The organism is Peptoclostridium litorale DSM 5388 (assembly GCF_900141635.1).
GTDB lineage: Bacteria > Bacillota > Clostridia > Peptostreptococcales > Peptostreptococcaceae > Peptoclostridium > Peptoclostridium litorale.
Genome location: NZ_FSRH01000001.1, coordinates 172,914 through 187,163 on the forward strand (window position 1 = coordinate 172,914; position 14,250 = coordinate 187,163).

The 14,250-nt window shown below is 39.9% G+C and carries 15 protein-coding genes; 5 read left to right on the top strand and 10 right to left on the bottom strand.

Going from position 1 to position 14,250, the window contains the following annotated elements; genetic code table 11:
* Positions 1–233: 233 nt before the first annotated feature.
* Positions 234–1,004 carry a hypothetical protein gene (locus BUQ87_RS00740; RefSeq protein WP_038261087.1) on the top strand — a complete coding sequence of 257 codons (771 nt, stop codon included), beginning with the start codon at positions 234–236 and terminating at the stop codon, positions 1,002–1,004.
* Between the two features lie 11 nt (positions 1,005–1,015).
* Here BUQ87_RS00740 and BUQ87_RS00745 read toward each other — a convergent pair whose 3' ends face one another.
* The 5 genes from BUQ87_RS00745 to BUQ87_RS00765 all read right to left on the bottom strand — a co-directional run bounded on the left by BUQ87_RS00745 (position 1,016) and on the right by BUQ87_RS00765 (position 4,953).
* Positions 1,016–1,381: an MGDG synthase family glycosyltransferase gene (locus BUQ87_RS00745; protein ID WP_052635857.1), complete on the bottom strand. Its 366-nt coding sequence runs from the start codon at positions 1,379–1,381 to the stop codon at positions 1,016–1,018.
* 142 nt (positions 1,382–1,523) lie between these two features.
* Entirely contained in the window at positions 1,524–1,865 is a 342-nt protein-coding gene (locus BUQ87_RS00750; protein ID WP_052635856.1) for an ArsR/SmtB family transcription factor, read from the bottom strand.
* 156 nt (positions 1,866–2,021) lie between these two features.
* Positions 2,022–2,339, bottom strand: coding sequence for a hypothetical protein (locus BUQ87_RS00755; protein ID WP_038261086.1), 318 nt, complete (start codon positions 2,337–2,339; stop codon positions 2,022–2,024).
* A gap of 47 nt (positions 2,340–2,386) precedes the next feature.
* The gene (locus tag BUQ87_RS00760; protein WP_038261085.1) at positions 2,387–3,457 is read right to left on the bottom strand and encodes a hypothetical protein; all 1,071 of its coding nucleotides are present in this window, start codon (positions 3,455–3,457) and stop codon (positions 2,387–2,389) included.
* A gap of 89 nt (positions 3,458–3,546) precedes the next feature.
* Positions 3,547–4,953, bottom strand: coding sequence for a glycosyl hydrolase family 18 protein (locus BUQ87_RS00765; RefSeq protein ID WP_052635855.1), 1,407 nt, complete (start codon positions 4,951–4,953; stop codon positions 3,547–3,549).
* A gap of 286 nt (positions 4,954–5,239) precedes the next feature.
* On the opposite strand from BUQ87_RS00765, the gene BUQ87_RS00770 reads away from it, so the two are divergent.
* Both BUQ87_RS00770 and BUQ87_RS00775 read left to right on the top strand, forming a co-directional pair.
* Positions 5,240–6,748, top strand: a complete 1,509-nt coding sequence (locus BUQ87_RS00770; protein ID WP_052635854.1) for a SulP family inorganic anion transporter — start codon at positions 5,240–5,242, stop codon at positions 6,746–6,748.
* Between the two features lie 42 nt (positions 6,749–6,790).
* Positions 6,791–7,096, top strand: coding sequence for a Dabb family protein (locus BUQ87_RS00775; RefSeq protein ID WP_038261084.1), 306 nt, complete (start codon positions 6,791–6,793; stop codon positions 7,094–7,096).
* 158 nt (positions 7,097–7,254) lie between these two features.
* On the opposite strand, the gene BUQ87_RS00780 is transcribed toward BUQ87_RS00775, so the two are convergent.
* The 3 genes from BUQ87_RS00780 to BUQ87_RS00790 form a co-directional block, all read right to left on the bottom strand.
* Positions 7,255–7,479 carry an SHOCT domain-containing protein gene (locus BUQ87_RS00780; RefSeq protein ID WP_038261604.1) on the bottom strand — a complete coding sequence of 75 codons (225 nt, stop codon included), beginning with the start codon at positions 7,477–7,479 and terminating at the stop codon, positions 7,255–7,257.
* 35 nt (positions 7,480–7,514) lie between these two features.
* A complete protein-coding gene (locus BUQ87_RS00785) occupies positions 7,515–8,261 on the bottom strand; it encodes a hypothetical protein (RefSeq protein WP_038261083.1) in 747 nt (248 codons plus the stop codon).
* Between the two features lie 126 nt (positions 8,262–8,387).
* Positions 8,388–8,831: an OsmC family protein gene (locus BUQ87_RS00790; RefSeq protein ID WP_038261081.1), complete on the bottom strand. Its 444-nt coding sequence runs from the start codon at positions 8,829–8,831 to the stop codon at positions 8,388–8,390.
* Between the two features lie 185 nt (positions 8,832–9,016).
* On the opposite strand from BUQ87_RS00790, the gene BUQ87_RS00795 reads away from it, so the two are divergent.
* Entirely contained in the window at positions 9,017–9,304 is a 288-nt protein-coding gene (locus BUQ87_RS00795) for an ArsR/SmtB family transcription factor (protein ID WP_038261079.1), read from the top strand.
* Between the two features lie 126 nt (positions 9,305–9,430).
* Positions 9,431–11,905: a CoA-disulfide reductase gene (locus BUQ87_RS00800; RefSeq protein WP_038261078.1), complete on the top strand. Its 2,475-nt coding sequence runs from the start codon at positions 9,431–9,433 to the stop codon at positions 11,903–11,905.
* Between the two features lie 261 nt (positions 11,906–12,166).
* Here the strand turns inward: BUQ87_RS00800 and BUQ87_RS00805 are convergent, their stop codons facing one another.
* Together BUQ87_RS00805 and BUQ87_RS00810 are read right to left on the bottom strand one after the other, a co-directional pair.
* A complete protein-coding gene (locus BUQ87_RS00805) occupies positions 12,167–12,610 on the bottom strand; it encodes a hypothetical protein (protein ID WP_052635852.1) in 444 nt (147 codons plus the stop codon).
* 8 nt (positions 12,611–12,618) lie between these two features.
* Positions 12,619–13,989: a rhodanese-like domain-containing protein gene (locus BUQ87_RS00810; RefSeq protein WP_330391166.1), complete on the bottom strand. Its 1,371-nt coding sequence runs from the start codon at positions 13,987–13,989 to the stop codon at positions 12,619–12,621.
* Between the last annotated feature and the right edge of the window lie 261 nt (positions 13,990–14,250).

Sequence of the window (14,250 nt, forward strand, 5' to 3'; positions counted from 1 at the left end):
ATTTCTTATAATCTGCAATGCTGCGTCACCTTGTTCGAATCTGTGTATGCCTGTAGTGCCGACCTTTCACTGTTTACAATAAAAATACCCTCAATAAGACGGCTATAATCCCAAATAGCAAACTATTGAATAAATTTGATATAAACCCATCTCTTTGAGGTATTAATTGCATAAAGAGGTGGTATTTTGACAAATATGAAAGGCTCAAAATTTGACAGGCAGGGAGGGACAATATGAACGATAAGCTCATCTCCATGAAAACAAATAAAGCAGTAATCATGCTGATTATAGCTATCGGGGCTGTAATAGGACTGATAGTGCATAGCCTGCACAACTATATTGTAGACAGAAATTTCGAGCCTGTTGATTCCGCATTCAACCACACCCAATCTGCTTCAAGCTACAGTTGGGATGGCAAAAGCATATCTGTAAAAGGTGGCTTTGTAAAGGGGATGCTGAAAGGTGAAGACATCGAGACTGTAATTGTAAGATCATTGGCTCCAGAGATGGGCATAGAATTAATCTCTCAAAAAAAGCAAGACATCAGAATTCTGGTGGAGAATGTAGATTCAGGCAGGATTGAAGCACAGGGAAACTTCAAAATCGTAAACAGAGGCACAGGGAACATATCAATTGAATTTAGCCTTGGTGAAAACAATGTCGAAGGCGCAACCCTCAAACCCAGATACAATAACGAAAATTATTTTGAATTCGTAATATTAGGTGACAACAGGCTCTTCTATCAAACCATTTCGAATTTTAAAGTGCCGCTTTACACAACTCTTGGGAATCATGACATAAGGGAAGGCGGAAGAGATATATATGGGACTTTATTTGGACCCGAATACTATTCATTTGACTACACCGCTCAAGTTTTTCGGAGAATGGATTTTAAAATCTGCAATTGCCTCTATGGATATTTACAAGGACATGAAATAGTGATTTGCAACATTCAGCATAAAAAGTTTTCAAAAGCATACTTGTATTTAGCAAGTCTCTGTTGAAAATAATGATTTCAGCCCCCTTGTTTTTTGAAAAGTATCCATGTCAATAAAGTAGACAAAATTCTTAAAACAGGATTGTATTTCTTAATTATTTCTTTTGTATTTTGGTATTCAGCCTTTATAAAAAATTTCATGAATGGGTCCGAAACCTCTTCTCGATTTGTCTGTTTGTATAGTTCCCCATATATTTTGGGGAATTTACTTGCCAATATTTCATACCCATCTTCAATCAAGAGCTGCATTACTTTATTCTCCTCTTTGAGGATATCTATTCTAGTAACATCATAGCCGCTTGTCTTCAACTCATGTTCCAAAGTCAATGCAACTTGATTGTGCCCACCACCAGTTGAAGCTGTAAATATAAGTATCTTTTTCATTGTATGCCTCCTGACTAATGATTCAGTATTAATGTACTTAAAGACTATCAATTCAATTTGATACCCAACAGTTCATCAGTCAAATACATAAAATTTTTAAATTAATATAGAGAACTTAATTCAGGGCGCGAATTTCAAGCTACTATTTGCTCTTTTTTTCAAGTAAAATCACCTCTGGACAGCAGCTGACTTTAACGCTGTGGCATATGCAGTCCTCCTTGTATGATGAGAGCCTCTTTATAAAGCCAGCTATTTCATCAAATGCCTTGTCTTCCAGAGAATATATAGTCCATTTGCCGCTTTTTCGCGATTTTACAAGTCCCGACTTGTGAAGAATTTTCATATGATGCGATATAGTAGGCTGAGTTAAATTAAGCCCGTTCATTATGTCATTGCCACACATTTCACCGCATGAAAGCATTTCTATTATCAAGAGCCTATTCTTGTCAGAAAGCGCCTTGAACACCTCTATTTGCTCTTCCATAGTGACACTCCTTCTATATAGATAATTTTGAATATATATGTAAATAATATGCGAATATCCCAGACCTGTCAATCTATGTGACAAATAAAAATCATATCCACGCACATGCTGTTAGCTACATGCGCATGAATATGACCAGTTTAGGTGTTTATTATACTATTTTGCAACAGTTCTTATTTCAACTTGATTTGCTTCCTCTTGGTATATTATATCCGCCTTTTCCTTGTTGAGATTAAAATATACCCAAAACGGAATTTCATATTTAAGGTTCAGCTTCTCTTCATACATCTCTCCCGGTGGTGTGAAGTTCATTGAAAATTCCCCGTTAGTTCCCTCTATTTCATTTATAAGCACTTCTCCCCAGCGCTCTATTACAAGCCTTCCGTCTATTATTACTGCTTTTCCCTTGATCTCCTTGTTGTTAAAAAAAGCTTCAACTTCTTTTTTGTTCCCAATTTCAAACGTTATTTTCATGAATAGTCAACCCCCTTTATATTTTATGTCTTTATATACCCAAATATTTAGTTGGACAACAATTTGACTTCAACTGATTCGTCACTTTCGATGTTGAGCATCTTATATGGATAAGTCTTGTTCTGGCTTTCAAGAAGTATAATATTTGACCCTTTTTCCCAGACGCTCAAGTCTTGTTCTTCATCAGTGTTGACTTCCCATATGCTCTCATCTTCAAGCTGTATATATCTTCCTGATTCTAATATACTTTCAAGTGCATATTTATTTCCAACCTCATATTTGACCTTTGGAGTCTCCTCCTCGTCTGTTTCTTCTGTAATATCGCTAATACCCATTTCTGCTCCCACTATTACCTCTTTTGAGCCAAACTCCATGTCCTTTTCAAGTTTTTTAAATGAATCATTTTTCATATCCTCGATGACATCTATGGACTGGCCTATACTTGATAATGTCTTTTTAAGTGAGTTTTCAATGTCTGAATATTGTTCCCTGTTTACGTCATACATTTCAAGAACGGTTTCATACCTCGCTATAGAGTCTTGTAGGTACTGTTTTTGATTTTGTATATATATCTGGTTTTTTGTAAGCTTGCTGTTTTCATGGTTATATATGCTTAATCCGTATTCATCATTCCATATTATAGTTCCTTCAAATTCACCGGTTACAAATCTCCATGTAAGCGGGAAATATACGAGGTCGTTCTTAAACAGTACTGGATATTCTTCTTCACTATTGTCTACAATTTCTCCATTGACCTCTATATTGAAGTCTGCAATATCCATTTTGACAACTCTGCTTGTGCTTGCCAGCTCCTTGTTTATTTCCGGCATCACAAAATCCCTTACGACACCGTCCTTGTATATGCTTATGCCTTCAGTAGGGCTCCACTGCATTCCAAGGCCAAGAACCTGGAGATTGTCTGTGGTCATAGGGACATAAGTCACATCCCTGTATTCCATAAGAGGATATTCTATGAGCCTGTTGAATACTATATGACCGTTGAGATTAACCCTGTGGTCTGCAACCCGTGCATTTACAGTTTCAGCGCTTGCTACTGAAAATATCGAGCTTGCGGCAAAAAAAGCTACAACTAAAATCCCTGTCATCCTTTTTTTCATGGTATCCCTCCTCCTCTTTCTGTTTTAATAAAAAAACAAGGTATATTTAATTTATACCTTGTTTTTCAATCAAACAAACAAATCCTTTTCTAATTAGTTATAATTACAGTCCTTGAACCATCATGCCAGCCTATTGAATATCCGAATGTCTCAAATATATACCTTGCAGGTACATATGTCCTTCCATCCTTCACCACGGCCACGGTGTCCATATTCACAGTGCTCCTTTTAACTACGTGTCCCCTCTCATCCTTTTCCATCTTCACTATATATTTTTCACCTATTGGCATATCGACATAAAGTTCGCCTTTTTGGGCTTTTACAACCCTGTTTGACTTATCATATTTTACCGATATCCCCATCTCTTCAAGAGCTTTTCTCACAGGCATAAGTGTTCTTGAATTGCCATCTACAAAAGGTGTTCCCATGCCATCTCCTCCAAATTCAATTTCCCTGCCGTCTATTCTAAGGTATATGCTGTCCTTTGAATCACCAGTATCCCTTCTTTGGGCTATCGTATCATTTATCACCTTATGCAGGCTGTGCTCATCAAGCGTGTCCATGTTGATCTCCCATATCATAACCCCGGAAGTCCTATTGAGTGCAAGCCTTGTCTTTTCGCGTATTGTATATATGCCGTTATAATATGAACTTACTCCGCCTGAAGACGATGAGTCCCTAAAGGCATTCGTATTGTCCTCCGCTATAAGATCCCTGTAAAGCTTCCAGCTTGGCCTTGCGTAAAACGGCACCCCGATTACGCGTCTTTCACTCTCTATGCCCCTTCTCGTCCAGTAGGCTATGGAGTTTTCAGTGAATTCATATGGACTGTGTCCAGGTCCATTGTCTGCATCATACGCCATTATGTTTATCCAGTCGAACCTCTGAAGAGTGTTGTCAGATATGGCCTCGGCGGCTTCAAGCCCCTTGTCTGGAAATGGAGAGCCCGGAACCGCCGCAGTAAGTGTTTTCCCCCTTGCCCTGAGCTTGTCAGACATGCTTATTATGAGCTTTTCATAGTTTTGAGCAGACTGCCCCCTGTCAGGGTATTCCCAGTCCATATCGACCCCGTCCAGATCATATCTGTCGACATATTCAATTACATTTTCCACAAATTTTTCCCTCGTATCATCCGATGAGGCCATTTTTTCAAATGTTGGATCAAGAGGTATGTCTTTATAAGACCATCCGCCGACCCCCAGTATGACATTTACACCCTTGTCATGTCCCATTTTGACTATCTTTTCAAGCTTTTGGGGATACTGCACCCCGATCAGGCTTCCATCCTCATTGGGTATTAAAAATGCATATATTATATGTGTAAGCCTTTCAAACTGCACATTTTCCTCTATCGGATCTTCAAACCCCTCAAAATAATAGCCAACTACCCTAAAATCCTCATAGACCTCTTCCTGCGAAAACACTTCAGGCATGTACATTAAAAACGCCATCAGCATGGCAATCAGGGATGCACCTGCCCTTTTAATACTTTTCATTTTCACACCTCCATATGTAATATATTGTAATTTCATAAGTATTATTGTATCACATTCCAGCCACTGTAGTTTTGCAATACCATTTCAAAAGTCTTAAATTAACATTAAAAATAATATTTTCAAAAATGCATAGGATACATCAGCCTGCCTAAATATATGCTCCACTTTTATAGCATTTAATAAAATTTAATATTTGTTTTTTTAACTTGCAAATAAAGCATTTAACGCATACAATATACATGTCAATATTTCTAATAATTACAATATATGGAAAGAAGGGTTTTAATTGGTAACTGGTAAAATTTTTAAATCCTATGATGTCAAAAATTTAAAAGGCGACATAATGGGCGGCTTTACAACTGCTGTCGTTGCCCTGCCTCTAGCCTTGGCTCTTGGAGTTGCTTCAGGTGCAGGCGCAAAAGCGGGTCTTTACTCTGCGATCATAACAGGTATACTCTCTACTTTGTTTGGAGGAACCCCTGCTCAGGTAAACGGACCTACCGGAGCCATGACGGTGGTTCTGATAGAGCTTTATGAAAAATATGGAGTCGAGGCACTTTTTGCAGCAATGGTTCTTGCAGGCGTAATGCAAATAGCAATGGGGGCCCTTAAGCTCGGAAAATACATACACCTTATACCTCATCCCGTGATAGTCGGTTTTACAAACGGCATAGGTTTTCTAATATTCATAAAGATGATTTCATACTATAAGACAGGCCCTGTGCTTGCGGTGATTACAATATTTGTAATGCTGATTTTCCCTCTGATTACAAAAAAGGTTCCTGCTTCACTTGTTGCACTTATCGTGGGAACCCTTCTTGGAACATACATACTTGGAGGGGGCGAAATCGTAGGAGAGATTCCAACGGGACTTCCAACTCTCACGATTCCCGTATTCAGGGCTTCTCAAATGGGCTATATAATTAAATCGGCATTTGCCCTTGCAATGCTTGGATGCATAGAATCGCTCCTTGCGTCTCTTGTGGTTGATGAGATGACGGGAACAAAGCACCGCTCAAACAAAGAGCTTATAGGTCAGGGCATAGGAAACACAGTATCTGCGTTGTTTGGATCTTTGATAGGAACTGGAGCAATAGTAAGGTCAGCCGTAAACGTAAATGCGGGGGGAAGAACGAGGCTTTCGGGAATACTTCACGGCCTTATACTGCTTGTGCTCACACTTAAATTCTCTCAGCTTGCATCCCAGATCCCCCTTGCTGTGCTTGGCGGAATACTTATGGGCACTGCAATAAAGATGGTTGAGTACAACACCACAAGGGAAATCGCATATGCGTCAAAAAAGGCAGGTACGGTTGTAATCGCAACTACGCTTTTGACAATATTTACAGATCTTACAGTGGCTGTTGCGATAGGAACACTTCTTTCCATGTTCTCATTCGTGATAAAGATGGGAGATGTGTATCTTAAAAAATACGAAATCAGCTGCGGAGACTCAATTGGTAAAATAGTTTCGTATACAATAGAGGGGCCTCTTTTCTTTGGGGTTGCCAATGCAATAACTAGCAAACTCGAAATAGAGGCTGAAGATGCCGACATAATAGTTCTAAACCTTATGAACATGCCGGTTATAGACATGTCAGGAGCAATGGCACTCAAAAACATAAAAGGGCTAATGGAGAAAAACGGCAAGAAACTCTTCTTCGCCGGAGTAAAGCCTAATATGGTGCCTATGCTCGAAAAGCTCTGTATACTTTCAGAAGATGAACTGGAGTTTTCGAAAAACAGGATAGGGCATGTTCTAAATCATGTGACCGGTACCGCTGCAAATATGTAACATTCTGTCCAGTCTATGTTAAAATATATAGGGGTGATATTTATGATAAGACATATTGTAATGTGGAAACTCAAAGAGTCTGCAGAAGGGTCTTCAAAAATTGAAAATGCAAAAAAAATAAAGTCTGAACTTGAAGCACTAAAATCGGTAATTGATGAAATTGAAGAAATCGAAGTTGGAATCAACTCTTCATATGCACCAGACGGCAATTTTGACGCGGTGCTATCAATGACATGCAGTGATTTTGACGCTCTTAAAAGGTATGCTGCGCATCCAGCTCACCAGGAAATCGTACAGTTTATGAAAAAGATAGTAGAATCTAGATCAGCGGTCGATTTTGAAGTTTAATCATATCATAAAAACCGATTATATGCATAAATTTTGATTGCTCTTATGACAAAATAGCACTTCAATTGTGCGATTCTTAAAAAAATCACTCTGCGTGAATTCACGCAGAGTGATTTTTTTAAGAATCAAACTAGGTTCTATTGTAATGTATATTTTGACTATTTTTTCAAAGCCGCTTTCATCTTGATGTATTCATCCTCGCTTATTTCACCCTTTGCAAACCGCTCTGCAAGTATATCCTCTGCCGATTTAGCTGATGATTGAAAGCCGTTTTTCCCTTCCCCCATCTTGTATGCAGCGTATGCTATAATTATTACAAATACTATTGGTACTAAAAACATGAAAAACCACCATCCTCCCAGGCCGCCATATCCATAATGCATCACTTGACATCCCCCCTTTGACACTCCATAATCTGCTATTTGTCCTCATTCTCTTCGTGGTGAGATATGACCTCTACAAGCTCCCCATGCCAGCTGTGGAACCATACGTCTCCTGTGTATTGGCTAACGCTAAGCATCCCCACTGTATCCTCTCCCTTTTTTATATGGAATGTATAGTATCCATAAAAGTCATGGCCTTCACCATCTGTAAATGCATCCTTGTCAAAATACTGCTTTATATATTCATTGGCATTGTGTATTGCCTCGCCCTTTTGAATCTTTTGGGTCTGATTTCCACTTGGAAAATACCACCTGTATTCTCCAGATTCATAGTCCCTTCTTCCCCTCCACATCATGTGGCCTCTTCCGTGCATTCCGTATTTTTCATTCCACATCATATTGGGCCCGTGCTCAGGATATATAAAGCCGGTATATGGATTAACGAGAAGTTCCATAGCCCCTTTTCCAGTATCCGCTTCCTCTATTGATACATAGTAATCCGTATCCTCATATACGAATATATCCCCTATTCGAAGGTTCTCTTCAAACAAAGAAATATATTCCTCCATTGCCTTTTCAACATCTTCGATATCCATAAGCTTTCCATATCTAACCTGGGATTCCTCCGGATATTTTCCAGGCCAATTAGCGCTGTAATCCTCGCCTTGCCCTATTGAATAAAAAACATACGCAAAAAATGATATGAAAAGAACGACTGATACAGTAAATATTGCGAACCACGTTTTCATTGTAAAGTCAATACTGCCGTTTTTGAGTTTCAATATACCACCTTCTTTCGCTTTTATTTTGGGGCTTTGTTATAATATACCCCCGCCCCAAAATAAAAAATCGCCCGCAAGGGCGAAAAGATGTAATATTTTTCATTTTTAATATTTATGTATTTCAATCTATTTTTGAATGTCTACTACCGACACAACCTTGGCTGAGTTTTTAACTGTTACACCGACAGGGCAGCTGCTTTCCACAAATTTTACAAATTCCCTTATCTGTTCTTCAGTGTTGTCGGCTTTTATGTGGAATATGCTTCTTATTTCCTGGAAACCAATAGGAACATCTTTTGCTCCCTTGTAACCCCTAAGATCGATGTCTCCCTCTACTTCTATAACTATGTTCTCAAGGTTTATACCCTTCATTTTCGCAAAACCCTTTGCCACCATTGTCTGGCAGGCTCCTATAGCCCCCAAAAGACCTTCACACGGGTTCATTCCAAGGTCTTTGCCGCCGTGATCCTTTGGCTCGTCCAGTACAAGCTTTTTCCCTGAGGCGCTTTCACACTCAATAGTAAACCCTTCATCCGACACAGCGGTAGTTTTAAAAGTTGTTATAGCCATTTTGACGTCCCCCTAATAAATAGTTGTATTTTTATTAACATTTCCGACTTCTTGAATATAGTATACCCCCGTATAGTTTTCAGGTCAAATAGAAAAATCTAATAGATGCTATTGACAAAGTCTAAACTACATCGTATTATTACGATATAAGGATTTGATGGCTACAGTCCACTGGAGGTGTTTTTATGGATAATTACAAAACAAATCCTGCATTGTTTGAAGAAAAAGTCGAAATATTAAAGGCAATTGCACATCCTGCAAGGCTATGCATAGTAAAGGGACTTATGGAAAATGGTCCCTCCAATGTGACCAATATGCAAAACTGTCTTGACGCACCTCAGTCCACGATATCACAGCACATTTCAAAGCTTAAGTCGTCCGGCATAATAAAAGGAGAGCGAAAAGGGCTTGAAATTGCATATTCAGTCTCTAACGAAAAGGTCAAGGAAATAATAAGGATACTCTTTAGCTGATTATTCCTTGATTTTATTTTTAATAACTATATCGTTAAAACGCAATATAGCGATATTCCATTGTAAATGATAGTTTGAAAATAAATAAACATTTAAAATTCATACAACAAAATGGAGGTATGTAAAATGGGTAAAAAAATAGTTATAGTAGGCGGAGTTGCCGGAGGAGCTACTGCGGCTGCAAGACTTAGAAGGCTTGACGAGCAGTCTCATATAGTAATGTTTGAGCGCGGTGAATACATCTCATTTGCAAACTGCGGACTTCCCTATTATATAGGAGAGACAATAACCGAGCGTAACGCCCTTCTAGTTCAGACGGTGGAAGGGATGTCCAAAAAATTCAATCTAGACATAAGAAACTTAAGCGAAGTGACAAAGATAAACAGGGAAAATAAGACAGTCGAAGTCAAAAACATTAGAACCGGCGAGGTCTACGAAGAATCTTACGACAAACTTATACTCTCTCCGGGGGCCAACCCTATAAAACCTCCTATCCCTGGAATAGCCGATGCAGACAACATATTCACGCTTAGAAACGTGCCTGATACAGATGCGATAAAGGGCTTTGTGGACAATAACAAACCTAAAAAAGCCGTGGTTGTCGGAGGCGGATTCATAGGCGTGGAAATGGCTGAAAACCTTCACGACAGGGGAGTTCATGTTACAATAGTTGAAATGCTAGACCAGATAATGGCTCCTGTTGACTTTGAGATGGCCTCAATACTTCACTCGCACATAATGGACAAGGGCACCGACCTTGTTCTTGGAGACGGCGTGAAATCATTTGAAAACGGCGGCAAAAAAGTAATCCTTCAAAGCGGTAAGGAAATAGATACTGACCTAATAATACTTTCAATAGGCGTAAGGCCTGAAAACGGACTTGTAAAGGATGCAGGGCTTGAGATCGGCGAGCGCGGCGGAATAAAAGTGAGCGCATCTCTTCAAACTGCGGACGAGGATATATATGCAATAGGAGATGCCATAGAAGTTACAGACTTCATAAACGGATCTCCCACAATGATACCTCTTGCATGGCCTGCCAACAGACAGGGAAGGATTGCTGCCGACCACATATACGGCAGAGATGTAAAATATCCTGGAAGCATGGGGACATCTGTTGCCAAAGTATTCGATATGACTGTGGCTGCAACTGGAAACAACGAAAAAACTCTAAAGAGGCTTGGAACAGAGTACAGCACTATTCACATCCATCCAGGCTCTCATGCAGGATATTATCCTGGGGCATTCCCTGTGTCACTTAAGATGACTTTCGACCCTAAAACAGGAAGAATATTCGGAGTGCAGGGCGTTGGCTACAATGGTGTTGAAAAGCGTATAGACGTTGTTGCAACTGCCATAAAGGGAGGCCTTACTGTATTCGACCTTCCAGATTTGGAGCTTGCGTATGCGCCTCCATATTCTTCTGCAAAAGATCCCGTAAACATGCTTGGATACGTGGCTTCAAACGTAATAGAAGAAGCTGTGAAAACAGTTCAGTGGCATGAAATAGACGACATAGTTAAAAAAGGCGGCCTTCTTGTAGACGTAAGAGAAGAGTTGGAAAGAGACATGGGCTTTATAGAAGGTTCCATAAACATACCTCTTGGACAGCTAAGAGGTAGACTGTCTGAGCTTCCTAAGGACAAGCCTGTGTACATTACATGCCAGGTGGGCCTTAGAGGTTACCTTGCTGCAAGGGTTCTTACCCTAAACGGATATAATGCTGTAAACCTAGACGGAGGATACAGGACATATTCTTCAGTGTTCGGTTCGAATTCTCAAAACCCTGAAAGCCAATGCCCTGTGGAGGTTGACGACTCTGGAACCACTCACCCTCATTGCGGCCCAATAGATGCGCATGTGACTGTGAATGCCTGCGGCCTTCAGTGCCCTGGCCCTATAACGAAGGTGTACAATACTGTAAATGAAATGGAAGAAGGACAGATTCTTGAAATAGCAGTTACAGACCCTGGGTTTTCAAAGGACATAAAGGCTTGGTGCGACAAGACTGGAAACTCGCTTTTGAAGACGGACTTTGTGGACAAGACTTTCAAGGCATATATCCAAAAGGGATCCATGGCCTTAAAACCTGAACATGCATCGTGCTCAATAGCACCTGCTACCAGCGAAAAGGAGGGCGCTACCCTTGTAGTATTCAGCGGTGACATGGACAAGGCCCTCGCTTCATTCATAATAGCGTCAGGCGCCGCGGCAATGGGCAAGAAGGTTACAATGTTCTTTACATTCTGGGGACTCAACGTGCTGAGAAAGGAAAGTGCTCCTGCAGTCGAAAAGGACGCCCTTGAAAAGATGTTCGGCATGATGATGCCAAAGGGACCTAAGAACCTTCCTCTTTCAAACATGAACATGGGCGGAATGGGACCAAAGATGATAGACTATGTAATGAAAAAGAAAAATGTTGACAGCCTTGACACAATGATAAAAAATGCCCTCGACCTTGGAGTTGAGATAGTTGCATGTGCAATGTCAATGGACATAATGGGCATAAAGGAAGAAGAGATGATAGACGGAGTTGAAATAGGCGGAGTTGCATCATACCTTGGAAAAACTGATGATTCAGGACTCAACCTTTTCATATAAATACTTGAATAGGAATTGCAAAAAATCATAGAATATAAAAAGCCTTTGCAGCACGCGTGCTGCAAAGGCTTTTTATATATAATACAATAAACTTTTAGCTTAAACACCCTATCTCTTCCGACTAGTGCGAATATCAATCTCCATTCATATTAATTCAAATATTAGCAAGAGATACTTATATTTGAATTAATATGGTGAATTGAATATGCTTTTCACATAAAAAAAGCGCATGCCATACATACTGACATGCACCTTCCCTTATTATTTGCTCTTTTTTTCAAAAATTCCTATTGCAGCCACAGTCATAACTTGAATGCCCATCGCAATTTCAAATGCCATTATGAAGTATGGATAAGCCAGCATGTCTATAAAAAAACTGCCCTTTATGACAACTATGACTGAAAATCCAACTAATGCAGCCAATGCAGACTGGCTCTTATAAAACATCCCTTTTTTGAGCTTTACTGCGTGTATGAAAATTGCTGTGAAAACCACGCCTAAAAGCGCTGCAACAATAACTTGCCAGTTTAAGTTTGCAGTAGAGTATATGCCGCTTTCATACTGATGTCTCTTGTAGTAGACATGGTGCATAACCCCAGCCTTTTTATCAGTCAGATCGTTTATTACAAAAACTGCTCCTATTGTAACAACCTGAATCATTGCGCTTATTACGCAGACTGCTTTTTTTATAGTCTCTTTATTCATCTCTTTTCCTATTTTGCTGGCTCTCCAGTTTCAATAGGGTTTCCTCCATTGCTCCATCCTATCCATCCGTCGCTGAATACAGAAGTGTTTTCAAGACCCATGACATTTGAGTACGCATATATTTCTGCAACACGCCATCCGCTTCCGCACATGAATGAAAGATGCTTGTTTGTGTCTAGTCCAGCCTCATCCCATAGGGCAAGTATTTCGTCAGCATTTCTCATTGTGCCATCTATGTTCCTATAGTAGTCAAGCGAATACGAATCAGTCTTTCCCGCATATCCAAATACAGAGCCCGGGATACGTCCTTTTTTGTCGTGGTAGCTGTATCCTGATATTTCTCCTATATGCTCTTCCCAAGTACGGTTGTCAACAAGAGTGAACTCCTCAGGATTTGCAAGTCCTGCCTTAGCCTCTTCTATAGTGTCTATTACGTCAGGGTTTACAGGTGTTTCAGCCCCAAAGTCGCTCACAGGCTCAGGCTTGTGGCTTTCTGTCTCAGCTTCATATCCTGCAGCAGTCCAGGCTCCAAGCCCTCCGTTAAGAACCCTCACATCATCTACACCCATGTACTTAAGCACAAGAGCTACACGGTAAGCAGCCATTTGCTCTGCTCCTGACACTATTACAGTGTCTTCCTTCGTAAAGCCATAGCCAAGAGCAAACTGCGCAAGCTCTTTATCACTTGCAAGCATCCACGCTGGAGGTGGTTCTACAATATCGGTATTTATGTGGAACGCCGTAGGAATGTGTCCCTTGGCATAAGAAGTCTCTTCTTCTCCCCAGCTGGCCTCAACCATTTTCACCTTTTTGCCTTCTTCAAATGTCTCAGGAGTCTTTCCCTCAAGAATGTCCTTGACAACACTTGCAGGCACTATATTCTTATAGTTCTCATACTTTTCCATAGGAAGGCTCTCATCTTCAGCCCACTGCTTCACATCGTAAGTGTAAACGTTCTCGTACCCTTTTCCAGCAAGGTACTCTGCAACAGCTGAAGCATCTTTGCCGTTTGCATCGTAAAGAACTACGTTCCTGTCTTTTGCAATTCCCTTTGTTTCAAGAGCTTCATCAAGTATGCTGTCCTTGTTTTCTTTCTCCACTTTAAGCCAGTTAGCCGAAAAGTCTACAGCGCCCTTTATATGTCCGCCCCTTTTCACACCTTCAAGCTTCCAACCGTTGTATGCATCATTTAAACGAGTATCCACTACAACCCATGAATCGTCCTCAAGCTTTGAGCTCAATTCCTCTGTAGTTATAACATTTACTGCTCCATTTGTTTCTTCCTTTGCAGGTTCTTCTTTAGCGCAAGCAGCCATAGCCATTACTCCAAGCAGAAGTACCACTATAAGAAGAAAATGCTTTTTCATCTTTTTCCCCATTTTGTTGTCTCCTTTTTATATTATTGATTTGGTGCCATATATGGATTAGTTCAAGTAAAAATATAAAAAGCACCAGTTTTAAGAATACCAAAATTTTATGACTTAGTGAATACAGTATAAAGAATATCTATATTGTATTTGCAATCTATAGATATTCTTTATACTGTATTTTTATCTTTTTTCTTTTTCGTTATAAGTCTAATTAAATTATATAAATTCATAATAACATTAAAATTTATCATTTTTATACAACATATATTC

What these genes read in the sequence shown, in the direction of transcription:
- BUQ87_RS00780 (WP_038261604.1), bottom strand. Translation starts at nt 7,479, where the DNA reads ATGCATTATGGATATGGCGGCCTGGGAGGATGGTGGTTTTTCATGTTT.
- BUQ87_RS00765 (WP_052635855.1), bottom strand. Translation starts at nt 4,953, where the DNA reads ATGAAAAGTATTAAAAGGGCAGGTGCATCCCTGATTGCCATGCTGATG.
- BUQ87_RS00800 (WP_038261078.1), top strand. Translation starts at nt 9,431, where the DNA reads ATGGGTAAAAAAATAGTTATAGTAGGCGGAGTTGCCGGAGGAGCTACT.
- BUQ87_RS00755 (WP_038261086.1), bottom strand. Translation starts at nt 2,339, where the DNA reads ATGAAAATAACGTTTGAAATTGGGAACAAAAAAGAAGTTGAAGCTTTT.
- BUQ87_RS00745 (WP_052635857.1), bottom strand. Translation starts at nt 1,381, where the DNA reads ATGAAAAAGATACTTATATTTACAGCTTCAACTGGTGGTGGGCACAAT.
- BUQ87_RS00790 (WP_038261081.1), bottom strand. Translation starts at nt 8,831, where the DNA reads ATGGCTATAACAACTTTTAAAACTACCGCTGTGTCGGATGAAGGGTTT.
- BUQ87_RS00795 (WP_038261079.1), top strand. Translation starts at nt 9,017, where the DNA reads ATGGATAATTACAAAACAAATCCTGCATTGTTTGAAGAAAAAGTCGAA.
- BUQ87_RS00805 (WP_052635852.1), bottom strand. Translation starts at nt 12,610, where the DNA reads ATGAATAAAGAGACTATAAAAAAAGCAGTCTGCGTAATAAGCGCAATG.
- BUQ87_RS00740 (WP_038261087.1), top strand. Translation starts at nt 234, where the DNA reads ATGAACGATAAGCTCATCTCCATGAAAACAAATAAAGCAGTAATCATG.
- BUQ87_RS00810 (WP_330391166.1), bottom strand. Translation starts at nt 13,989, where the DNA reads ATGGGGAAAAAGATGAAAAAGCATTTTCTTCTTATAGTGGTACTTCTG.
- BUQ87_RS00750 (WP_052635856.1), bottom strand. Translation starts at nt 1,865, where the DNA reads ATGGAAGAGCAAATAGAGGTGTTCAAGGCGCTTTCTGACAAGAATAGG.
- BUQ87_RS00760 (WP_038261085.1), bottom strand. Translation starts at nt 3,457, where the DNA reads ATGAAAAAAAGGATGACAGGGATTTTAGTTGTAGCTTTTTTTGCCGCA.
- BUQ87_RS00775 (WP_038261084.1), top strand. Translation starts at nt 6,791, where the DNA reads ATGATAAGACATATTGTAATGTGGAAACTCAAAGAGTCTGCAGAAGGG.